Source organism: Pseudomonas sp., assembly GCF_036387035.1.
Classification (GTDB): Bacteria; Pseudomonadota; Gammaproteobacteria; order Pseudomonadales; family Pseudomonadaceae; genus Aquipseudomonas.
The window spans coordinates 1-21,448 of sequence record NZ_DASVUM010000182.1 but is presented as its reverse complement, the minus strand read 5'-3'; the positions used below and the strand labels follow the sequence as shown (position 1 = coordinate 21,448).

Genomic DNA, 21,448 nt, shown 5'->3' with positions numbered 1-21,448 from the left:
CTTCGTCGGGTTCCTTCACTCCGGTCCCGCTCCGTGGGCCCGCCGCCATCCGCCATCCATGGCGGGGGGCGGCTCTCGCGGCATCCATGCCGCTCGGCCCACTGCGCGAGACCTGCGTTCAGCCTGCACCCAAGTCGCGATAGGGGTCGTCTGAGCGTTGTGTGTATGGAGATCAAGATCAGGATCTCAGCAACAGCAACAGCAACAGCAACAGCAACAGCTTCCCGGCTGAAGCCGGTCCCACTGGGTGACTATGATCTCACCGTAGGAGCCGGCTTGCTGGCGAATGCATTCTGTCAGCAATATATTCATACCTGATCCACCGCGTTCGCCAGCAAGCCGGCTCCTACAGAAAAACTGCGTTTTGTCAGTTACGACGATGATCGATCAAAGGTTGTTGAAACAGCACGCCCTAAGTGGGGCCGGCTTTAGCCGGGAAGCCTTTGATCTGCTCTTGATCTGCTCTTGATCTTCATACGCAGAACGCACAGACACCACCAATCGCGACTTGGGTGCAGGCCGAACGCAGACGACGCGGAGTGGGCCGAGCGGCATGGATGCCGCGAGAGCGCCGTCAGGACATGGATGCCCGTTCGGCGCGGGCCCACGGAGCGTCGTCGGAGTGAGGGTACTCCGACGGAGGAGGAGCCCAACCAGGAGCACAAGCCCTTGGTTACTTGGGGCTTTATCAAGTAACTCGCCGAAGGCGAAACAAGCTGCCGTTAGGCAGATGCTCTTGAACTCGCTAAGGACTAGCAAAGAATCGGGAAATATCGATTTGTTACCTCACACCCGACCCGGTAACCTCGCGCCCCAACCTGGGGCGTTTCCACCCGAATACCGCGCATTTCATCGGGTCGGATAAACCCATTTCCACGCTGGACTTGCCGGATTAGAAGGCTTTGCCAATAATGGGCGCGTTATTTGCTTCGTTGATAGGTTTGCCATCTCTGGCACTTGCATAAAGCTTTTTGGATGTCAATCGCGCTGAATGCGTTTTCATGTGCTTCTGTAACTAGTTGTCGCATTGAAGAAATATCGACTTTCAGCCTGCCGCTAAAATGCCGACCACTCGCCGAAGGCTTGTCGGGTTCAAACCCGTAGGGACCTCGCGTCGCAATTTCTGATTCCTCCTGTTCATTGAGCGTCTCGCTCACTGCCATTTGTCGCGTTATACCGATGGAGTTCCAAGAAATGAAAAAGCTCATGCTGCTGGGTGCGCTGGCAATGTCCGTATTGGCACAACCCGCATTCGCCGATGAAAAGCCCATGAAAATCGGCATCGAAGCGGCATACCCTCCGTTTGCTTCGAAGGCGCCGGACGGCAGCATCGTCGGCTTCGACTACGACATCGGCAACGCCCTGTGCGAGGAAATGAAGGTCAAGTGCGTGTGGGTCGAGCAAGAGTTCGACGGCCTGATCCCGGCGCTGAAAGTGCGCAAGATCGACGCCATCCTGTCCTCGATGTCGATCACCGAAGACCGCAAGAAGTCGGTCGATTTCACCAACAAGTACTACAACACCCCGGCCCGTCTGGTCATGAAGCAGGGCACGGTCGTCAGCGACGCCCTGACCGAACTCAAGGGCAAGAACATCGGCGTGCAGCGTGGCTCGATCCACGAACGTTTCGCCCGGGAAGTCCTCGCCCCGCTGGGTGCTGAAATCAAACCCTACAGCTCGCAGAACGAAGTCTACCTGGACATCGGCGCCGGTCGTCTCGATGGCACCGTGGCTGACGCCACCCTGCTGCAGGACGGTTTCCTGAACACCGAATCGGGCAAAGGCTACGCTTTCGTCGGCCCGGCCTTCACCGACGTCAACTACTTCGGCGACGGCGTTGGTATTGCCGTACGCAAGGGCGACAAGGCTGATCTGGACAAGCTCAACGCGGCCATCGCGGGCATTCGTGCCAACGGCAAATACAAAGCCATTCAGGACAAGTACTTCGACTTCGACATCTACGGCAAGTAACGTGGTTTGAAGCCGTCAATGGCGCAATCAGCCGGTCACCGCGCCGACTGACTGCGCCATTTTTCTATCCCGCGCTTGAGGGCCAAACAACATGTTGAAAGGTTACGGAGCCGTCATCCTCGACGGTGCATGGCTGACCTTGCAGCTCGCTCTGTGCTCCATGGCGCTGGCGATCGTGCTCGGCCTGATCGGCGTGGCATTGCGGTTGTCGCCGGTGCGCTGGCTGGCGTGGCTGGGCGATCTGTATTCCACCGTGATCCGCGGCATCCCCGATCTGGTGCTGATCCTGCTGATTTTCTACGGCGGTCAAGACCTGCTCAATCGTGTCGCGCCGTTGCTTGGTTACGACGACTACATTGACCTGAACCCGCTGCTTGCCGGCATCGGCACGCTGGGTTTCATTTTCGGCGCGTACTTGTCGGAAACGTTCCGTGGCGCATTCATGGCCATCCCAAAAGGGCAGGCCGAAGCGGGCATGGCTTACGGCATGAGCAGTGGCCGGGTGTTCTTCCGCATCCTGGTGCCGCAGATGATTCGTCTGGCGATCCCCGGTTTCACCAATAACTGGCTGGTGCTGACCAAGGCCACCGCACTGATTTCCGTGGTCGGTCTGCAGGACATGATGTTCAAGGCCAAGCAGGCGGCCGATGCCACCCGCGAACCCTTCACGTTCTTCCTCGCAGTCGCGGCCATGTACCTGGTGATTACCAGCGTCTCGCTGTTGGTACTGCGCTTCGTCGAAAAACGTTACTCGGCCGGCGTAAGGGTGGCAGACCTATGATCTTCGATTACAACGTCGTCTGGGAAAGTCTTCCGCTGTACCTGGGTGGTGTGCTGATCACCCTCAAATTGCTCGCGCTGTCGCTGTTTTTCGGTCTGCTCGCTGCGCTGCCCCTTGGCCTGATGCGCGTGTCGAAAAGCGCCTGGGTCAACCTGTTGGCGTGGAGCTACACCTACGTCATTCGCGGCACGCCGATGCTGGTGCAGTTGTTCCTGATCTACTACGGGCTGGCGCAGTTCGAAGCGGTGCGTGAAAGCGTATTGTGGCCGTGGCTGTCGAGCGCAACCTTCTGCGCCTGCCTGGCCTTCGCCATCAACACCAGCGCCTACACCGCTGAAATCATCGCCGGTAGCCTCAAGTCCACCCCGCCGGGCGAGATCGAAGCGGCGCGCGCGATCGGCATGTCCAAAGCCAAGATGTACCGCCGCATCCTGCTGCCGTCGGCCCTGCGCCGTGCGCTGCCGCAATACAGCAACGAAGTGATCATGATGCTGCAGACCACCAGTCTGGCGTCCATTGTCACGTTGATGGACATCACCGGTGCGGCGCGCGCCGTCAATGCCCAGTTTTACCTGCCGTTCGAGGCCTACATCACGGCGGGCGTGTTCTACCTGTGCCTGACGTTCATTCTGGTGAAACTGTTCAAGCTGGCCGAGCGCCGCTGGCTCAGTTACCTGGCCCCGAGGAAGCACTGATATGCAGCGCATCGATCACGATCTGCCGTGGGGCAACCTCGGCACCCAGCGCACCTTGAGCGTGTTCCGTTTCGGTCAGGGCGAGCGCAAGGCCTACATTCAGGCCAGCCTGCACGCCGACGAGCTGCCGGGCATGCGCACCGCATGGGAATTGAAAAAACGCCTGACCCGGCTGGAAGAACAAGGGCTGCTCAATGGCATCGTGGAACTGGTGCCGGTTGCCAATCCCATAGGCCTGGGCCAGTTGCTGCAGGGCAACCACCAGGGTCGTTTTGAATACGGCAGCGGCAAGAACTTCAATCGCGATTTCACCGAGCTGAGCGAGCCGGTGGCCGAGGCGCTGGCGGGCAAGCTTGGCGACGACCCGCACGCCAACATCAAACTGATCCGTCAGGCCATGGCCGACGTAATCGGGCAACTGTCCCCTGCCGGCAGCGAGCTGGCCGGGATGCAGCGCGTTCTGTTGAGCCACGCCTGCACCGCCGACGTGGTGCTGGACCTGCATTGCGACACCGACGCTTCGCTGCACATGTACGCCTTGCCGCAGCACTGGCCGCAATGGCGGTCGCTGTCGGCGCACCTGGGCGTAAGCGTGGCGCTGCTGGCCGAAGATTCCGGCGGCAGTTCGTTCGATGAAGCCTGTTCGCTGCCTTGGCTGCGTCTGGCCAAGCAGTTTCCCGACGCGCAGATCCCGCTGGCCTGTCTGGCGACGACCCTGGAGCTGGGCGGTCAGGCCAACACCGGCAAGGCCGAAGCCGAGGCGTATGCCGAGGGCATTCTGGCGTTCCTGGCCGAGCAGGGCCTGATCAGTGGCGAGTGGCCGCAGCCGAGCCATGAAGCCTGCGAGGGGATGCCGTTCGAAGGCACCGAAATGATTTACGCGCCGCATCCCGGCGTGCTGACCTTCTTACGTCCGGCGGGAGCGTGGGTCGAGCCCGGCGAGGCGCTGTTCGAGGTCATCGACCCGCTGACGGATCGTGCCACCACGGTCTGTGCCGGCACCGCCGGAGTGCTGTTCGCTATCGAAAAACTGCGTTACGCCCAGCCGGGTTTCTGGATGGCCAAAGTGGCCGGCCGCACGCCGTTGCGCAGCGGCCGCCTGCTCAGTGACTGATTACTTGTGAGAACCGACATCATGAACAAACTGGAAGTCCAGGACCTGCACAAGTGCTACGGCAGTCACGAAGTGCTCAAAGGCGTTTCGCTGACCGCAAAGGCCGGTGATGTCATCAGCATCATCGGCTCCAGCGGCTCGGGCAAGAGTACCTTTCTGCGCTGCATCAATTTGCTGGAACAACCCAAATCCGGGCGCATCCTGCTCAACAATGAAGAACTGAAGCTGGTCTCCAACAAGGACGGCGGGCTGAAGGCTGCGGACCCCAAACAGCTGCAGCGCATGCGTTCGCGCCTGTCGATGGTGTTTCAGCATTTCAACCTGTGGTCGCACATGACCGCGCTGGAAAACATCATCGAGGCCCCCGTGCATGTCTTGGGCGTGCCGAAGAAGGAAGCGCTGGAGAAGGCCGAGCATTATCTGAACAAGGTCGGCGTCTACCACCGCAAGGATGCTTATCCGGGGCACATGTCCGGCGGTGAGCAGCAGCGGGTGGCGATTGCCCGGGCGCTGGCGGTGGAGCCGGAAGTCATGCTGTTTGACGAACCGACGTCGGCACTGGACCCCGAGCTGGTTGGTGATGTGCTGAAGGTCATGCAGGCACTGGCCCAGGAAGGCCGGACCATGGTGGTCGTCACCCACGAAATGGGCTTCGCCCGTGAAGTGTCGAACCAGCTGATCTTCCTGCACAAGGGCCTGGTCGAAGAGAGCGGTGACCCGCGTGAAGTGCTGGTCAACCCGAAATCGGAGCGCTTGCAGCAGTTCTTGTCCGGCAGTTTGAAGTAACCCGCCCGCCACGTTTCAGCGGTGCGTTTTGCTTCGGAACGGTTCATGCTGCGCGTCCACACAGACCGCAGCCAGTGACTGAACGTTACAGATTCCTATCGCACGCCCGGCGTGCGACCCCTTTTAGCGACACGTTGCGGATTGCACGCCATGACTGCCCATCGAATCGGATTTCTCATCTGGCCCGGCACCAAAGCCTTGACGCTGGCGCTGGCGGAGGAAGCCCTGCGTGTTGCTCAACGCGTTCACCCCGAAGTGGTTTACGAATTGACGTTTCTGCAGGCCGAGCCGCCCGTTGACAGTGCTGGCTGGCAGTTGCCGGGCGAGCCGTGGGTGGGGCGTCTGGAAGGCATTCAGAAGTTGTTTCTGCTGGCCGATGAGCCGCCGGCGCCGATGTCGTCGACCCTCGGTGGCGCGCTCAAGCAACTGGTCCGCGCCGGCTGCGTGATCGGCGGGTTGTCGGCCGGCGTTTATCCGCTGGCCCAGTTGGGTCTGCTCGACGGTTACCGGGCAGCCGTGCACTGGCGCTGGCAGGACGATTTCGCCGAGCGCTTTCCCAAGGTCATCGCCACCAGTCATTTGTTCGACTGGGACCGCGATCGCCTGACGGCCTGCGGTGGCATGTCGGTGCTGGATTTGCTGCTGGCGGTACTGGCCCGCGATCACGGCGCCGAACTGGCAGGCGCGGTGTCGGAAGAACTGGTGGTGGAGCGCATTCGTGAAGGCGGCGAGCGCCAGCGGATTCCGCTGCAGAACCGTCTGGGTTCCAGCCACCCGAAACTGACCCAGGCCGTGCTGTTGATGGAAGCCAACATTGAAGAGCCGCTGACCACCGACGAAATCGCTCAGCACGTGTGCGTGTCCCGACGTCAGCTGGAACGCATTTTCAAGCAGTACCTCAACCGCGTGCCGAGTCAGTACTACCTCGAACTGCGCCTGAACAAAGCGCGGCAGATGCTCATGCAGACCAGCAAATCGATCATCCAGATCGGCCTGTCGTGCGGGTTCTCCTCCGGGCCGCACTTTTCCAGCGCCTACCGCAATTTCTTTGGCGCCACCCCGCGCGAAGACCGCAACCAGCGCCGCAGCAGCAGCCCCTTCGAACTGTCGTCGGTGCCTGCCGAGCGCGGTTGAAAAATCCGCTCGGCCAGTTTCGCTTCGGCAGTGCCTCAACGGCGCGCCAACGTTTAAACTGCGCCTTTGTGACGCAATTTGTCGCATTGCCGCAAACCCCGGAAAAAGCCGGTTTGGCGCTGTAAGAAGTTGTCGCTTGGCGGCAAGGCCCGGCCCTCACCAGTCCTTACAATCCTTCCATCGCTCGCCAGTCCCAGGCAGGCGTTCCTCTTCAGGAGACTCCGATGTCCGTTGAGCAAGTACCGGTGCAACGTACCGATTTCGACCAGGTGATGGTCCCCAACTATGCCCCGGCAGCGTTCATCCCTGTCCGTGGCCAGGGCTCTCGTGTCTGGGATCAGTCGGGCCGTGAATTGATCGACTTCTCCGGCGGCATCGCGGTCAACGTGCTGGGCCACGCGCACCCTGCGCTGGTCGGTGCACTGACCGAACAAGCCAACAAGCTGTGGCACGTCTCCAACGTATTTACCAACGAGCCGGCGCTGCGCTTTGCCAAAAAGCTGGTCGACGCCACCTTCGCCGATCGCGTGTTCTTCTGTAACTCCGGCGCCGAAGCCAACGAAGCCGCGTTCAAGCTGGCGCGTCGCGTGGCCCACGATCTGTACGGCCCGGACAAGTACGAAATCGTTGCGGCGCTGAACAGCTTTCACGGTCGCACCCTGTTCACCGTGAGTGTCGGCGGTCAGCCGAAATACTCCGACGGGTTTGGCCCGAAAATCACCGGCATCACTCACGTTCCCTTCAATGATCTGGACGCGCTGAAAGCGGCCGTCTCGGACAAGACCTGCGCGGTCGTGCTCGAGCCGATTCAGGGTGAGGGCGGCGTACTGCCTGCCGAACTCGAGTACCTGCAAGGCGCGCGCGCATTGTGCGACGAGCACAACGCGCTGTTGGTCTTCGATGAAGTGCAGAGCGGCATGGGCCGTAGCGGCCACCTGTTTGCCTACATGCATTACGGCGTGACGCCTGACATCCTCTCCAGCGCAAAAAGCATCGGCGGCGGCTTCCCGATGGCGGCCATGCTGACCACCGAAAAGCTCGCCAAGCATCTGGCGGTGGGCGTTCACGGCACCACCTACGGCGGCAATCCGCTGGCGTGCGCGGTGGGCGAGGCGGTCATCGATGTGGTCAACACCCCGCAGGTGCTGGCTGGCGTCAACGCCAAGCACGCCCTGTTCAAGGCCCGTCTGGAAAAAATCGGCCAGCAGTACGGCGTGTTCAGCCAGGTCCGCGGCATGGGCCTGCTGATCGGTTGCGTATTGACCGACGCCTGGAAGGGCAAGGCCAAGGATTTCTTCAACGCCGCCGAGCAGGAAGGCGTGATGGTGCTGCAGGCCGGTCCCGACGTCGTGCGTTTCGCGCCGAGTCTGGTGGTTGAAGATGCCGACATCGAAGAAGGCCTGAACCGCTTCGAACGTGCGGTTGCCAAGCTGACCGGGGCTTAAAACCATGCTGGTTGTAGGAGCCGGCTTGCTGGCGAACCTGTGTTTCATCAGCGACATCATTGTCGACTGACCCGACGCGTTCGCCAGCAAGCCGGCTCCTACGGATCGTAGCAAGGCAGCACCTTTTCTTATTGCCGTTAAAGCGGCCCGATTTTTTCTCAAGGAGTGACACCATGCTGGTGATGCGCCCCGCGCAAATGGCGGATCTGAGCGAGGTTCAACGACTCGCGGCAGACAGCCCGATTGGTGTCACGTCCCTGCCGGATGACGCTGGACGTCTGGGTGACAAAATTGCTGCTTCCGAAGCGTCGTTCGCCGCTGAAGTGAGCTTCAATGGCGAGGAAACCTACTTCTTTGTCCTCGAAGACACGGAGTCCGGCCGTCTGGTGGGCTGTTCCGGAATTGTCGCCTCGGCGGGTTACTCCGAACCGTTCTACAGCTTTCGCAACGAAACCTTCGTCCACGCCTCGCGCGAACTGAAGATCCACAACAAGATTCACGTGCTCTCGCAGTGTCACGACCTCACCGGCAACAGCCTGCTGACCAGCTTCTACGTGCTGCCTGAACTGGTTGGCACGCTGTGGTCGGAGCTCAACTCTCGCGGCCGCCTGTTGTTCGTCGCCAGCCACCCCGAGCGCTTTGCCGATTCGGTGGTCACCGAGATCGTCGGATACAGCGACGACCACGGCGACTCGCCGTTCTGGGACGCCATCGGGCGCAATTTCTTCGACATCAATTACGCCGAGGCCGAGCGTCTGTGCGGGCTCAAGAGCCGGACCTTCCTCGCAGAACTGATGCCGCATTACCCGATCTACGTGCCGCTGCTGCCCGATGAAGCGCAGGAAGCCATGGGCCAGGTCCATCCGCGCGCGCAGATCACCTTCGACATCCTGATGCGCGAAGGCTTCGAGACCGATCATTACATCGACATCTTCGACGGGGGGCCGACCCTGCATGCGCGCGTGTCCGGCATCCGCTCGATCGCCCAGAGCCGCGTCGTGCCGGTCAAGGTCGACACGGTCAGCAGCGGTGATGCGGTGAAAGGCGGGCGGCCTTATCTGGTTTCCAATGGCCAATTGCAGGACTACCGCGCAGTCATGCTCGAACTGGACTGGGTGCCCGGCAAGCCGGTGGCACTGAGCCTGGCCGCGGCCGAAGCGCTGGGTGTCGGCGAGGGCGCCAGCGTGCGCATCGTCGCGGTTTGACAGGCCGGTCACGTTTGGCGAGATGAATTGACGGTGGACTGGCGCTGCAGTGGCAGGCCGACGCCGTAATGCAGGTTAGCGAGTTCGCCGGTGGGGTGCAGAGCCACCGGCTTGAGGAGAAAGCATGATCGTTCGTCCCGTACGCAGCAGTGACCTTCCGGCGCTGATCAAGCTGGCGCGCAGTACAGGTGCAGGCCTGACCACGTTGCCGGCCAATGAAGAGCGTCTGGCACATCGGGTCGGCTGGGCCGAGAAAACCTTTCGTGGCGAGGCCGGACGGGGCGACGCCGACTACCTGTTCGTGCTTGAAGATGACGACGAGAAAGTGGTCGGTATTTCCGCCGTTGCCGGCGCCGTGGGCCTGCGCGAGCCCTGGTACAACTACCGGGTGGGCTTGACGGTCAGCGCATCTCAAGAGCTGAACATCTACCGCGAGATCCCCACGCTGTTTCTGGCCAACGACCTCACCGGCAACTCCGAGCTGTGCTCACTGTTCCTGCACGCCGACTACCGCAATGGCTTCAACGGCCGTTTGCTGTCCAAGGCGCGGATGCTCTTCATTGCCGAATTCCCGGAGTTGTTCGGCACCAAGACCATCGCCGAGATGCGCGGCATCTCGGACGAGCAAGGCCACTCGCCTTTCTGGGAAAGCCTGGGTCGGCATTTCTTCAAGATGGAATTCAGCCAGGCCGACTACCTCACCGGGGTCGGCAACCGCGCCTTCATCGCCGAGCTGATGCCCAAATTTCCGCTGTACAGCTGCTTCCTTTCAGAAGCCGCGCGCGAGGTCATTGGCCGCGTGCACGTCAGCACCGAGCCGGCGCTGAGCATGCTCAAGGCCGAAGGCTTCAGCTACCAGGGTTACGTCGACATCTTCGACGCCGGCCCGGCCATTGAATGCGAGACCAGCAAGATCCGCGCGGTCCGCGACAGCCAGGCGCTGGTGCTGGCGGTCGGTACGCCGGGCGACGACGCAACGCCATTCCTTATCCATAACCGCAAGCGCGAAGATTGCCGCGTGACTGCCGCCCCCGCACGTCTCGCTGCCGGGACCCTGGTGGTTGATCCGCAGACGGCCAAGCGCTTGCGCCTCAGTGCCGGTGATCAGGTCCGCGCCGTGCCACTGTCGCCTGCCCGGGAGAGTATCTGATGAACACTTTGTATATCGCCGGTGCCTGGCAGGACGGCAAGGGCGACGCATTCGAGTCCCTGAACCCGGTGACCCAGCAGGTGATCTGGTCGGGCAAAAGCGCGACGGCTGAACAGGTAGACGCCGCTGTCAGCTCCGCACGCAAGGCCTTTCCAGCCTGGGCAACGTGCAGCCTGGACGAACGCATTGCCGTGCTCGAAGCCTTCGCCGCTGCGTTGAAGACCCGCGCCGATGAAATCGCCCGTTGCATCGGTGAGGAAACCGGCAAGCCGCTGTGGGAATCGGCGACCGAAGTCACGAGCATGGCCAACAAGGTCGCGATTTCAATTCAGAGCTACCGCGAGCGGACGGGCGAGAAGAGCGGCCCGCTGGGCGACGCAACCGCCGTGCTGCGGCACAAGCCCCACGGCGTGGTGGCGGTGTTCGGTCCTTACAACTTCCCGGGTCACTTGCCCAACGGCCACATCGTTCCTGCGCTGTTGGCAGGCAATGCCGTGGTATTCAAGCCCAGCGAACTGACCCCCAAAGTCGCCGAGCTGACGGTGCAGTGCTGGATCGAAGCCGGTCTGCCGGCCGGCGTGCTCAATCTGCTGCAAGGCGGGCGGGACACTGGCGTCGCCCTGGCCGGCCATTCCGGCATTGACGGCTTGTTTTTCACCGGGTCGAGTCGCACCGGGAATTCCCTGCACCAACAGTTCGCTGGCCGCCCGGACAAGATCCTTGCCCTGGAAATGGGCGGCAATAACCCGCTGGTGGTCGATCAGGTCGCCGACGTCGATGCCGCGGTCTACACCGTGATTCAGTCGGCGTTCATCTCCGCGGGGCAGCGCTGCACCTGCGCTCGCCGTCTGCTGATCCCGCAAGGGGCGTGGGGCGATGCGTTTCTGGCTCGGCTGGTCGAGGTGACCTCGACGCTTCAGGTCGGCGCCTTCGATCAACAGCCGGCGCCGTTCATGGGCTCGGTGATTTCCCTTGCCGCTGCCCGCGCGCTGCTCGATGCCCAGGAAGTGATGCTGGCCAACGGTGCGGTTGCGTTGCTGGAAATGACCCAGCCTGCCGCGCAATCGGCGCTGCTGACGCCGGGCATCATCGACGTCAGCGACGTGGCGGATCGGGCGGACGAGGAATTGTTTGGCCCGCTGCTGCAGGTCATTCGCTACGCTGACTTCGACGCCGCTATTCAGGAAGCCAACGCCACGCAGTACGGCCTGGCGGCGGGGCTGTTGTCGGATTCTCAGGCGCGCTATCAGCACTTCTGGCTGCAAAGCCGGGCGGGCATCGTGAACTGGAACAAGCAACTGACCGGCGCGGCGAGTACGGCGCCGTTTGGTGGCGTTGGCGCTTCGGGTAACCATCGTGCCAGCGCGTATTACGCGGCGGATTATTGCGCGTACCCGGTAGCGTCGCTGGAGACGGAAACCCTGTCACTGCCTGCCAGCCTCACGCCCGGCGTCACGCTGAACTGAGTCTGCATGGCGCGCAGTTGACTATCTGTCGCAGCGGCGAACACGGACTGTAGGAGCCGGCTTGCTGGCGAACGCGTTGGGGCGGTCGGGAACGGGATGTCAGGGCTGCCCCCTTCGCCAGCAAGCCGGCTCCTACAAGTGACGCGTCTTAGCGGTCATTGCAGCGTTGCCACACGACTTTTGATGTTTATAAAAACAGATCCACGGAGCCTCACCGATGAAATCCTGTGAAGTCAATTTTGACGGTCTAGTGGGGCCGACCCATAACTACGGTGGGCTGTCCTACGGCAACGTCGCGTCCCAGAACAACTGCCAGCAGGCCTCCAATCCGCGCGAGGCCGCTTTGCAGGGGCTGGCCAAGATGAAAGCGCTGATGGAGATGGGTTTCACCCAGGGCGTACTCGCCCCGCAGGAACGCCCCGACGTGGCGGGTCTGCGCAAGCTCGGCTTCAGTGGCAGCGACGCAGAGGTCATCGAGCGCGCCGCCAAAGAGTCGATGCCGCTGCTGGCGGCCAGCTGCTCGGCGTCGAGCATGTGGGTGGCCAACGCCGCCACGGTGAGCCCGAGTGCCGACACGGCAGACGGACGGGTGCATTTCACCGCCGCCAACCTCAACTGCAAATATCACCGCAGCATCGAGCACCCGACCACCAGCCGCGTGTTGGGCGCAATGTTTGCCAATCAGCAGCATTTCGCCCATCACGCCGCGCTGCCTGCCGTTGCCCAGTTCGGCGACGAAGGCGCAGCCAACCACACGCGTTTCTGCCGCAGCTACGGTGAGCCCGGCGTGGAGTTTTTCGTCTTCGGCCGCGCCGCGTTCGACAGCCGTTTCCCCGCACCGCAGAAATACCCGGCACGCCAGACCCTCGAAGCCTCCCAGGCCGTTGCGCGTCTGCATGGGCTGAGCGAGGAGGGCGTGGTTTTCGCCCAACAGAACCCGGTCGTGATCGATCAGGGCGTGTTCCATAACGACGTGATCTCGGTGGGCAACGGCGAGGTCCTGTTCTATCACGAGGACGCGTTTCTCCATACGGACACGATGCTGGCCGAGCTGCACGAGAAACTCGCGCGTCGTGGCGGTCGTTTCCAGCCCATCTGCGTGCCGCGCAGTGAAGTGGGCGTGGAGGACGCGGTGCGTTCGTACCTGTTCAACAGTCAGCTGCTGTCGCAGGCGGACGGTTCGATGCTGCTGATCGTGCCGGAAGAGTGCCGCAGCAATGAGCGCGTGTGGAATTACCTGCAACATCTGCTGGCGGACGCGAGCCCGATCCACGAGGTCAAGGTGTTCGATCTCAAGCAGAGCATGCAGAACGGCGGCGGGCCGGCGTGCCTGCGTCTTCGCGTGGCGCTCAATGAAACCGAACTGGCGGCCGTCAATCCAGGCGTTATCATGACCGCGCCGCTGTACGACACGCTGACGCAGTGGGTCGACAAACACTATCGCGACCGCATGAGCGACAGTGATCTGGCCGATCCGCAGCTGCTGACAGAATGCCGTACCGCGCTGGACGAACTGACGCAGCACCTGAAACTGGGCGCGGTCTATCCTTTCCAGATCACCTGATGCACCCCCTCCGTTACGCCTGCGCCCGAGCGGCGTCAGGCGACGATGTTTTTGCTATTACAGAGAGAGCTTTGCCATGACCGACGCGCTGCGTTTGATCCTCGAAGACACCGACGGCACTCAGCTGGAAACTTCCTGCACCCGTCTTGCCGTTATCTGGCAGGGCAAAGAGGTGTGGATTCAACAGGACGGCCGTGGTCAGTTGCTGATCGGCGTCGATGTCGAAGAAGGCGATGCCGAATACGCCAACCTGCTGCTGCGTCCCCTGGCGACCAACCTGGTCAGCCTGCAGCTGGAAATGGAACCGGCTGATATGAGCGGCGACGACGAAGAGGGCCACGTGCACGGCCCAGATTGCAATCACGACTAAGCCTGCTCAGGAAACCCGACATGCTCGCCCTCGGCAAACTGCTTGAACTGACCCTCGCGGGTCGCGAACCTGCTGAAAAGACTCAGCTGACCGTCGATGGCGTTCGCATGCGCTGGTTGGCCGAGGGGGCGCTGGAAGTGCGGCCCCCCGAGGCGCGTGACAATGGCACTGACCTGCTGCTGTCCGCCGGCATTCACGGCAATGAAACCGCGCCCATCGAACTGCTCGACGCGCTGATTCATGCCATCGCCCGAGGCGAACTCAAGCCTCGCGCGCGCATTCTGTTCCTGTTCGGCAACCCCGAAGCGATGCGTCGCGGCGAGCGCTACGTCGAGCAGGACGTTAACCGGCTGTTCAACGGGCGTCATGAGCACAGCGGCGGCAGCGAAGCCCTGCGTGCCTGCGAACTCGAACGGCTGGCCGCAAGCTTCTTCAATATTCCCGGCCGCTATCGCCTGCATTACGACCTGCACACCGCGATTCGCGGCTCCAAAATCGAGCAGTTCGCGCTGTACCCCTGGAAAGAAGGGCGCGCCCATTCGCGTCGCGAACTCGCCCGGCTGCGCACGGCGGGCATGCAAGCCGTGCTACTGCAGAACAAGTCCTCGATCGTGTTCAGCGCTTACACCTACGACAAGCTAGACGCCGAAGCCTTCACCCTGGAGCTGGGCAAGGCACGCCCGTTCGGGCAGAACCAGCAGGTCAATCTCGACAAGCTGAAGGCTTGCCTCGAACAGCTGATTGCCGGCACCGAAACCGACGCAGCCGCTGATCTGAACGGGTTGCAGTTGTTCAGCGTCGCCCGGGAAATCATCAAGCACAGCGACGCCTTCCATCTGCACCTGCCGGCGGACATCGAAAACTTCACAGAACTGGAAAAAGGCTACGTGCTGGCCGAAGACCTGGCCGACTCACGCTGGGTGATAGAAGAAGAGGGCGCCCGGATCATCTTCCCCAACCCGAACGTCAAAAACGGGCTGAGGGCGGGCATCCTGATCGTGCCAGCGACCGATGAGGCGCTGGTCTGATGGCGGTCATGCTGGCCTCTTCCCGGCTGAAGCCGGTCCGACTAAGGGCAGCGCCAGCATTCAATGAAATGCGTAGCGATTAAACCGGCCTCTTCCCGGCTAAAGCCAGTCCTACAGTGGGAACGCGGTAGGTCTATAGGACCGGCTTCAGCCGGGAAGCAGTTGATCTTGATCTTCGGATGCAAATCAACCCGCCGCTTTCTGCACCTCACCCACTCGACGTACGGCGCGCAGCTTGGTCAGCGTGTCAGCGCAGGTCTTTGCCGCTTCCTGGCCCTTGTGCACGAAGTGATCGAAGAAGAACTTCTGATGCTCTTCACCGGCATGGAAATGATGCGGGGTCAGCACCACGGAGAACACCGGTACTTCGGTTTCCAGCTGAACCTGCATCAGTGCGCTGATTACCGATTGCGCCACGAACTCGTGACGGTAGATGCCGCCGTCGACCACCAGACCGGCAGCCACAACGCCGCCGTAGCGACCGGATTTGGCCAGCAATTTGGCGTGGAGCGGGATTTCGAAGGCGCCGCCGACTTCAAAGAAATCGATGTCGGTCTCGGCGTAACCGTGCTGAGCCATCTCGGCGACAAAGCCCTTGCGCGCCTGATCGACGATTTCCTTGTGCCAGCAGGCTTGAATGAAAGCGACGCGCTCGTGAGCGTGAATGGCGGTAGGTTGCATGTGTTCTGACTCCTGTTTAATGAAAAAAACAGGGCGTTTTGGATCGAATGGGATGCCAAAGACCGTACGAAACCGTTCGCGACGCCAAGCGCCTGGAATCGTCTCGAAACGATCCTGTTGTGCCAATCCCGTTCTCTCTTCATCCGGACTATGACCGTCGGCCCCGGGATCACACCGGGTCTGCTGACCTTGCACCGAGGACAACCTCGCTGCAAGCGCTCGCGGGCTAGACGCATTGCGCGTCATTACCGCCGGTGGGGAATCGCACCCCGCCCTGAGAACGTTGCCGACGGCATTTTCCGTCGGCGTGCAGTTTGTAACATAGATTTTGCGCGTTTGCTTGGAGCCTTTCTGATGGTATTCATCACCTTTTCTTATAAGCCGACTTGGCATTCCTCCCGCAAGCCTTGATTATCGTTGCCCCGGGCCTTAGAACTGAGGCTTGAACTTAATGTGTAGGGAGCTTGCTCGTGACGGTTATCGATCTGCGCAGTGACACCGTGACCCAACCTTCGGCTGGCATGCGCGACGCCATGGCCAGCGCGCCCCTTGGCGATGACGTGTATGGCGAAGACCCGACGGTCAATCGGCTGGAGTCGTGGCTGGCGGACCGCCTTGGTTTTGCCGCCGCGCTGTTCGTGCCGACCGGCACCATGAGCAACCTGCTTGGCCTGATGGCCCACTGCGAGCGCGGCGACGAATACATCGTCGGCCAGCAGGCGCACACCTACAAATACGAGGGCGGCGGCGCGGCGGTGCTCGGCTCGATACAGCCCCAGCCCCTGGACAACCAGGCAGACGGGTCACTGGACCTGAATCAGGTCGCGTCCGCCATCAAGGCAGACGACTTTCATTTCGCCCGCACCCGCTTGCTGGCGCTGGAAAACACCATGCAGGGCAAGGTCCTGCCCATGGCGTACCTGGAGGCGGCCCGGGCATTCACCTATGAAAAAGGCTTGGGCCTGCACCTCGACGGCGCACGTCTGTATAACGCCTCCGTCAAGCTGGGCGTGGACGCGCGGGAAATCACCCGGCATTTCGATTCGGTGTCGGTGTGCTTGTCCAAAGGGCTGGGCGCGCCGGTTGGGTCGGTGTTGTGCGGTTCGGTCGAGTTCATCGCCAAGGCCCGGCGCCTGCGCAAGATGGTTGGCGGCGGCATGCGTCAGGCCGGCCTGTTGGCGGCAGCAGGGCTGTATGCGCTGGAGCATCAGGTTGAGCGACTGGCCGACGATCATGCCAACGCCACCGCCCTGGGCAAGGCGCTCAGGGACCTCGGCTTTGACGTCGAGCCGGTGCAAACCAACATGGTTTACGTGCAGGTCGGCGATCGCGCCGCGTCGCTCAAAGCCCTGTGTGCCGAGCGCGGTATCGTGCTGAGTGCCGCGCCTCGATTGCGAATGGTGACCCATCTGGACGTCACCGCTGCGCAACTGGACAAGGTGGTGGCGGCGTTTGCCGAATTTGGCGTTCGCTGATCGACCGATCGGCGCGATTGGCGGTTTCTATCGAATAACACGCTGTACCGAGCGTACAACGCCTATATAATGCGGCCCTTTGCCGTCGCTGCGTCGAACGACGCTATGCATGTGCCAGGCCGCAGTTCCCGTGGAAGAACCTATGAAAAGCGCAGAAATCCGTGAAGCCTTCCTTCGCTTCTTCGAAGAGCAAGGCCACACCCGAGTCGCCTCCAGCTCTCTGATCCCGGGCAACGACCCGACCCTGCTGTTCACCAACGCAGGCATGAACCAGTTCAAGGATTGCTTCCTCGGCCAGGAAAAGCGGGCCTACACCCGCGCCGTCAGCAGCCAGAAGTGCGTGCGTGCCGGTGGCAAGCACAACGACCTCGAAAACGTCGGCTATACCGCGCGTCACCACACTTTTTTCGAAATGCTGGGCAACTTCAGCTTCGGCGACTATTTCAAGCGCGATGCGATCACCTACGCCTGGACCTTCCTCACCGGTGTGTTGAACCTGCCCAAGGAAAAACTCTGGGTCACGGTTTACGCCTCGGACGATGAAGCCTACGACATCTGGACCAAGGAAATCGGCGTGCCGGCCGAGCGCATGGTGCGCATCGGTGACAACAAGGGCGCGCCGTACGCCTCCGACAACTTCTGGACCATGGGCGACACCGGCCCGTGCGGCCCTTGCACCGAGATATTCTACGACCACGGCGCCGACATCTGGGGTGGCCCGCCGGGTTCGCCGGAAGAAGACGGCGACCGTTACATCGAGATATGGAACAACGTGTTCATGCAGTTCAACCGCACGGCCGACGGCGTTCTGCACCCGCTGCCCGCGCCTTCGGTCGACACCGGCATGGGCCTGGAGCGCGTCAGCGCGGTGCTGCAACACGTCAATTCCAACTACGAAATCGACCTGTTCCAGAGCCTGCTGGCCGCTGCTGCGAAAGCCATCGGTTGCAGCAACGACAGTCAGGCATCCCTGAAAGTCGTCGCCGACCACATTCGTTCGTGCGGCTTCCTCATTGCCGATGGCGTGCTGCCGTCCAACGAAGGCCGCGGCTATGTGCTGCGCCGTATCATTCGCCGCGCCTGCCGTCACGGCAACAAGCTGGGCGCCAACGGCAGCTTCTTCTACCAGATCGTGGCCGCACTGGTCGCGGAAATGGGCGAAGCTTTCCCCGAGCTGAAAAACCAGCAGGCGCATATCGAGCGCGTGCTGAAGGCTGAAGAAGAGCAGTTCGCCAAGACCCTGGAGCAAGGCTTGAAGATCCTCGAGCAGGATCTCGCTGACCTGAAGGGCACCGTCGTCCCGGGCGAAGTGGTGTTCAAGCTGTACGACACCTACGGTTTCCCGATGGACCTGACCGGCGATATCGCACGCGAGCGCAACCTGACCCTCGACGAGGCAGGCTTTGAGCGTGAGATGGACGCCCAGCGCGAACGCGCACGTTCCGCCAGCGCCTTCGGCATGGACTACAACAGCCTGGTCAAGGTCGATGTGGCCACTCAGTTCACTGGCTACAACGCCACGGCAGGCGAGGCCAAGGTGGTCGCGCTGTATAAAGACGGCCTTGCGGTGGAGCAACTGAACGAAGGCGAGGACGGCGTGGTGATCCTCGATCAGACCCCGTTCTACGCCGAATCTGGCGGCCAGATCGGCGATAGCGGTTATCTGACCGCGGAAGGCGATGCACGCTTCGACGTGAGCGACACCACCAAAACCGGCGGCGCGTTCCTGCACCACGGCGTTCAAGTGTCGGGCAGCCTGAAAGTCGGCAGCACCGTCAGCACCGAAGTCGCGGCCGAAGTTCGCCAGGCCACTTCGTTGAACCACTCCGCCACGCACTTGCTGCATGCGGCGTTGCGTCAGGTGCTGGGCGATCACGTCCAGCAGAAGGGATCGCTGGTCGACAGTCAGCGCCTGCGCTTCGACTTCAGCCACTTCGAAGCCATCAAGCCCGAGCAGATCAAGGCGCTTGAAGACATCGTCAACGCCCAAGTGCGCAAGAACACCGCCGTCGAAACCGAAGAGACCGACATCGAAACCGCCAAGAAGAAGGGCGCCATGGCGCTGTTCGGCGAGAAGTATGGTGACAGCGTTCGGGTGTTGAGCATGGGCGGCGACTTCTCGGTCGAGCTGTGCGGCGGCATCCACGCCAACCGCACCGGCGACATCGCCCTGTTCAAAATCGTCAGCGAGAGCGGTGTGGCCGCGGGCGTGCGTCGTATCGAAGCGGTGACCGGCGCCGTAGCGCTGGAATACCTGAACGCGGCTGAAGAACAATTGAAGGAAGCCGCGACGCTGGTCAAAGGCAATCGCGACAACCTGCTGGACAAGCTGTCGGCGGTGCTCGAGCGCAACCGTCTGCTGGAAAAGCAACTGGAACAACTGCAGGCCAAGGCGGCCAGTGCTGCGGGCGACGACTTGTCGGGCTCGGCAGTGGACGTCAAGGGCGTCAAGGTCCTCGCTGCCCGTCTCGACGGTCAGGATGGCAAGGCGCTGCTGGCCCTGGTTGACCAATTGAAGAACAAGCTCGGCCGCGCAGTGATCCTGCTCGGCGGGGTGCATGAAGACAAGGTCGTGCTGGTGGCAGGCGTCACCAAAGACCTGACTGGCCAACTCAAAGCCGGTGATTTGATGAAGCAAGCGGCTGCCGCCGTAGGCGGTAAGGGCGGTGGTCGTCCTGACATGGCGCAAGGTGGCGGCGTTGACGCTGCCGGACTCCAAGCAGCGCTGGCACTGGCTGTTCCGTTCGCCGAACAAGGTATTTAAGTCGACCCACCCGGGGCCCGTCGTTCGGGCTCCGGCGCTTCGCGGTTTGAATGATAACGGGCGCCCTTCATGGGCTGAGGCGGCTTTGAGATGGCTTTAATCGTACAAAAGTTTGGCGGCACCTCGGTGGGCTCGGTCGAGCGCATCGAACAGGTGGCCGACAAGGTCAAGAAATTCCGCGATGCCGGTGATGACCTGGTGATCGTGCTGTCGGCCATGAGCGGCGAAACCAATCGCCTGATTGACCTGGCCCGCCAGATCAACGATCAGCCGGTCCCGCGTGAACTGGATGTCATTGTGTCCACTGGCGAGCAGGTCACCATTGCCCTGTTGGCCATGGCGCTGATCAAGCGTGGCGTTCCTGCCGTGTCGTACACCGGCAATCAGGTTCGCATCCTGACCGACAGCGCCCATAACAAGGCGCGGATTCTGCAGATCGACGATCAGAAAATTCGCGCTGACCTGAAGGCTGGTCGTGTGGTGGTGGTCGCCGGTTTCCAGGGCGTCGACGAAGACGGCAACATCACGACCCTGGGTCGTGGCGGGTCCGACACCACGGGTGTAGCACTGGCTGCGGCACTGAAAGCCGACGAATGCCAGATCTATACTGATGTGGATGGCGTTTACACGACTGACCCGCGTGTTGTCTCGCAGGCCCAGCGTCTGGACAAGATCACCTTCGAAGAAATGTTGGAGATGGCGAGCCTTGGCTCCAAGGTCCTGCAGATCCGCGCAGTCGAGTTCGCTGGCAAGTACAACGTCCCGCTGCGCGTATTGCACAGCTTCAAGGAGGGTCCAGGCACCCTCATTACCATTGATGAAGAGGAATCCATGGAACAGCCGATCATTTCGGGCATCGCCTTCAACCGCGACGAAGCCAAGCTGACCATCCGTGGCGTGCCAGACACCCCGGGTGTTGCGTTCAAGATTCTCGGCCCGATCAGCGGCGCGAACATCGAAGTCGACATGATCGTGCAGAACGTTTCGCACGATAACACCACCGATTTCACCTTCACCGTGCACCGCAATGATTACCAGGCTGCGCTGCAAGTTCTGCAGAACACGGCCAATGAAATTGGCGCCCGCGAAGTCATTGGCGACACCAAGATCGCCAAGGTATCCATCGTCGGTGTGGGCATGCGCTCTCACGCAGGCGTTGCCAGCCGCATGTTCGAAGCGCTGGCGAAGGAGAGCATCAACATCCAGATGATCTCGACGTCCGAAATCAAGGTGTCGGTGGTGATCGAAGAGAAGTACCTGGAGCTGGCGGTGCGCGCGTTGCACACCGCGTTCGAGCTCGACGCACCGCGTCAGGGCGAATAACCCTTGCGCAGCCGGCGCGGTTTAGGCCGCGCCGGCTCGCACTGGATGTGAGCGAGGAACTATTCTTTTTCCGGCGCTGGTCGATACTGAGGGATGGACCTGCAGCCGCTCCCGGCTTGGGCCCATGCAGTTTGTCTATGCAGATTGTGGTCCCTCGAATGTAAGCCGTAAGGAGATAGGTATGCTGATTCTGACCCGCCGTTGCGCGGAAAGTCTGATCATTGGTGATGGTGAAATCACCGTGACGGTGCTCGGCGTAAAAGGCAATCAAGTACGCATTGGGGTCAACGCGCCTAAGGAAGTGGCCGTTCACCGCGAAGAGATTTACCTGCGTATAAAGAAAGAGAAGGGCGAAGAACCAAGCCATTAATTTTTATTGAATTTTTGGTTTGCAAACGGGGAAAAGGGTGGTTATTATACGCCCCGTGTTGCGGAGAGCTGGCCGAGTGGCCGAAGGCGCTCCCCTGCTAAGGGAGTACACCTCAAAAGGGTGTCG

18 protein-coding genes and 1 riboswitch are annotated in these 21,448 nt (G+C 61.5%); of the genes, 17 read left to right on the top strand and 1 reads right to left on the bottom strand.

Annotated elements, in window-relative coordinates; all coding sequences use genetic code 11:
• Positions 1 to 1,194: 1,194 nt before the first annotated feature.
• From VF672_RS17400 to astE, 13 genes are all read left to right on the top strand, one after another.
• Positions 1,195 to 1,971 (top strand): ABC transporter substrate-binding protein, encoded by a 777-nt coding sequence (locus tag VF672_RS17400; RefSeq protein ID WP_331105800.1) that lies wholly within the window; start codon positions 1,195 to 1,197, stop codon positions 1,969 to 1,971.
• 91 nt (positions 1,972 to 2,062) lie between these two features.
• The gene (locus tag VF672_RS17395; RefSeq protein WP_331105799.1) at positions 2,063 to 2,752 is read left to right on the top strand and encodes an ABC transporter permease; all 690 of its coding nucleotides are present in this window, start codon (positions 2,063 to 2,065) and stop codon (positions 2,750 to 2,752) included.
• Positions 2,749 to 3,447, top strand: a complete 699-nt coding sequence (locus tag VF672_RS17390) for an ABC transporter permease (RefSeq protein WP_331105798.1) — start codon at positions 2,749 to 2,751, stop codon at positions 3,445 to 3,447. The genes VF672_RS17395 and VF672_RS17390 overlap by 4 nt, the downstream gene beginning before the upstream one ends.
• A gap of 1 nt (position 3,448) precedes the next feature.
• A complete protein-coding gene (locus VF672_RS17385; protein ID WP_331105797.1) occupies positions 3,449 to 4,561 on the top strand; it encodes a succinylglutamate desuccinylase/aspartoacylase family protein in 1,113 nt (370 codons plus the stop codon).
• 21 nt (positions 4,562 to 4,582) lie between these two features.
• Positions 4,583 to 5,347: an ABC transporter ATP-binding protein gene (locus tag VF672_RS17380; RefSeq protein ID WP_331105796.1), complete on the top strand. Its 765-nt coding sequence runs from the start codon at positions 4,583 to 4,585 to the stop codon at positions 5,345 to 5,347.
• A gap of 150 nt (positions 5,348 to 5,497) precedes the next feature.
• Positions 5,498 to 6,481, top strand: a complete 984-nt coding sequence (argR, locus tag VF672_RS17375) for a transcriptional regulator ArgR (RefSeq protein ID WP_331105795.1) — start codon at positions 5,498 to 5,500, stop codon at positions 6,479 to 6,481.
• 224 nt (positions 6,482 to 6,705) lie between these two features.
• Complete coding sequence (locus tag VF672_RS17370) at positions 6,706 to 7,926, top strand: aspartate aminotransferase family protein (RefSeq protein WP_331105794.1); 1,221 nt, start codon at positions 6,706 to 6,708, stop codon at positions 7,924 to 7,926.
• A gap of 173 nt (positions 7,927 to 8,099) precedes the next feature.
• The gene (gene aruF, locus VF672_RS17365; RefSeq protein WP_331105793.1) at positions 8,100 to 9,131 is read left to right on the top strand and encodes an arginine/ornithine succinyltransferase subunit alpha; all 1,032 of its coding nucleotides are present in this window, start codon (positions 8,100 to 8,102) and stop codon (positions 9,129 to 9,131) included.
• A 124-nt stretch (positions 9,132 to 9,255) separates the two neighbouring features.
• Positions 9,256 to 10,281 carry an arginine N-succinyltransferase gene (gene astA, locus VF672_RS17360; RefSeq protein WP_331105792.1) on the top strand — a complete coding sequence of 342 codons (1,026 nt, stop codon included), beginning with the start codon at positions 9,256 to 9,258 and terminating at the stop codon, positions 10,279 to 10,281.
• Positions 10,278 to 11,747 (top strand): succinylglutamate-semialdehyde dehydrogenase, encoded by a 1,470-nt coding sequence (gene astD / locus VF672_RS17355; protein WP_331105801.1) that lies wholly within the window; start codon positions 10,278 to 10,280, stop codon positions 11,745 to 11,747. Before astA ends, astD begins: the two co-directional genes overlap by 4 nt.
• A gap of 217 nt (positions 11,748 to 11,964) precedes the next feature.
• Positions 11,965 to 13,311 (top strand): N-succinylarginine dihydrolase, encoded by a 1,347-nt coding sequence (gene astB, locus VF672_RS17350; RefSeq protein WP_331105791.1) that lies wholly within the window; start codon positions 11,965 to 11,967, stop codon positions 13,309 to 13,311.
• A 76-nt stretch (positions 13,312 to 13,387) separates the two neighbouring features.
• Positions 13,388 to 13,681: a topoisomerase II gene (locus VF672_RS17345; protein WP_331105790.1), complete on the top strand. Its 294-nt coding sequence runs from the start codon at positions 13,388 to 13,390 to the stop codon at positions 13,679 to 13,681.
• A gap of 20 nt (positions 13,682 to 13,701) precedes the next feature.
• Positions 13,702 to 14,709 (top strand): succinylglutamate desuccinylase, encoded by a 1,008-nt coding sequence (gene astE, locus VF672_RS17340; RefSeq protein WP_331105789.1) that lies wholly within the window; start codon positions 13,702 to 13,704, stop codon positions 14,707 to 14,709.
• Between the two features lie 186 nt (positions 14,710 to 14,895).
• Here astE and VF672_RS17335 read toward each other — a convergent pair whose 3' ends face one another.
• On the bottom strand, positions 14,896 to 15,390 hold the full coding sequence (locus tag VF672_RS17335) for a 6,7-dimethyl-8-ribityllumazine synthase (RefSeq protein ID WP_037013735.1): 495 nt from the start codon (positions 15,388 to 15,390) through the stop codon (positions 14,896 to 14,898).
• Between the two features lie 126 nt (positions 15,391 to 15,516).
• A riboswitch (FMN riboswitch) is annotated at positions 15,517 to 15,676 on the bottom strand.
• A gap of 184 nt (positions 15,677 to 15,860) precedes the next feature.
• Between VF672_RS17335 and ltaE the strand changes: the two genes are divergently transcribed.
• The 4 genes from ltaE to csrA all read left to right on the top strand — a co-directional run bounded on the left by ltaE (position 15,861) and on the right by csrA (position 21,322).
• Entirely contained in the window at positions 15,861 to 16,865 is a 1,005-nt protein-coding gene (gene ltaE, locus VF672_RS17330) for a low-specificity L-threonine aldolase (protein ID WP_331105788.1), read from the top strand.
• 142 nt (positions 16,866 to 17,007) lie between these two features.
• Complete coding sequence (gene alaS, locus VF672_RS17325) at positions 17,008 to 19,629, top strand: alanine--tRNA ligase (RefSeq protein ID WP_331105787.1); 2,622 nt, start codon at positions 17,008 to 17,010, stop codon at positions 19,627 to 19,629.
• A gap of 90 nt (positions 19,630 to 19,719) precedes the next feature.
• Positions 19,720 to 20,952, top strand: a complete 1,233-nt coding sequence (locus VF672_RS17320) for an aspartate kinase (RefSeq protein ID WP_331105786.1) — start codon at positions 19,720 to 19,722, stop codon at positions 20,950 to 20,952.
• A gap of 181 nt (positions 20,953 to 21,133) precedes the next feature.
• Complete coding sequence (gene csrA / locus VF672_RS17315) at positions 21,134 to 21,322, top strand: carbon storage regulator CsrA (RefSeq protein ID WP_122851651.1); 189 nt, start codon at positions 21,134 to 21,136, stop codon at positions 21,320 to 21,322.
• The last annotated feature ends 126 nt before the right edge of the window (positions 21,323 to 21,448 follow it).

Bases quoted from the DNA above. Each gene is read 5' to 3' on its own strand.
- VF672_RS17400 (WP_331105800.1), top strand. From the start codon at position 1,195: ATGAAAAAGCTCATGCTGCTGGGTGCGCTGGCAATGTCCGTATTGGCA.
- VF672_RS17380 (WP_331105796.1), top strand. From the start codon at position 4,583: ATGAACAAACTGGAAGTCCAGGACCTGCACAAGTGCTACGGCAGTCAC.
- astA (WP_331105792.1), top strand. From the start codon at position 9,256: ATGATCGTTCGTCCCGTACGCAGCAGTGACCTTCCGGCGCTGATCAAG.
- VF672_RS17385 (WP_331105797.1), top strand. From the start codon at position 3,449: ATGCAGCGCATCGATCACGATCTGCCGTGGGGCAACCTCGGCACCCAG.
- alaS (WP_331105787.1), top strand. From the start codon at position 17,008: ATGAAAAGCGCAGAAATCCGTGAAGCCTTCCTTCGCTTCTTCGAAGAG.
- astE (WP_331105789.1), top strand. From the start codon at position 13,702: ATGCTCGCCCTCGGCAAACTGCTTGAACTGACCCTCGCGGGTCGCGAA.
- VF672_RS17390 (WP_331105798.1), top strand. From the start codon at position 2,749: ATGATCTTCGATTACAACGTCGTCTGGGAAAGTCTTCCGCTGTACCTG.
- csrA (WP_122851651.1), top strand. From the start codon at position 21,134: ATGCTGATTCTGACCCGCCGTTGCGCGGAAAGTCTGATCATTGGTGAT.
- VF672_RS17370 (WP_331105794.1), top strand. From the start codon at position 6,706: ATGTCCGTTGAGCAAGTACCGGTGCAACGTACCGATTTCGACCAGGTG.
- VF672_RS17395 (WP_331105799.1), top strand. From the start codon at position 2,063: ATGTTGAAAGGTTACGGAGCCGTCATCCTCGACGGTGCATGGCTGACC.
- VF672_RS17320 (WP_331105786.1), top strand. From the start codon at position 19,720: ATGGCTTTAATCGTACAAAAGTTTGGCGGCACCTCGGTGGGCTCGGTC.
- aruF (WP_331105793.1), top strand. From the start codon at position 8,100: ATGCTGGTGATGCGCCCCGCGCAAATGGCGGATCTGAGCGAGGTTCAA.
- astB (WP_331105791.1), top strand. From the start codon at position 11,965: ATGAAATCCTGTGAAGTCAATTTTGACGGTCTAGTGGGGCCGACCCAT.
- argR (WP_331105795.1), top strand. From the start codon at position 5,498: ATGACTGCCCATCGAATCGGATTTCTCATCTGGCCCGGCACCAAAGCC.
- VF672_RS17345 (WP_331105790.1), top strand. From the start codon at position 13,388: ATGACCGACGCGCTGCGTTTGATCCTCGAAGACACCGACGGCACTCAG.
- VF672_RS17335 (WP_037013735.1), bottom strand. From the start codon at position 15,390: ATGCAACCTACCGCCATTCACGCTCACGAGCGCGTCGCTTTCATTCAA.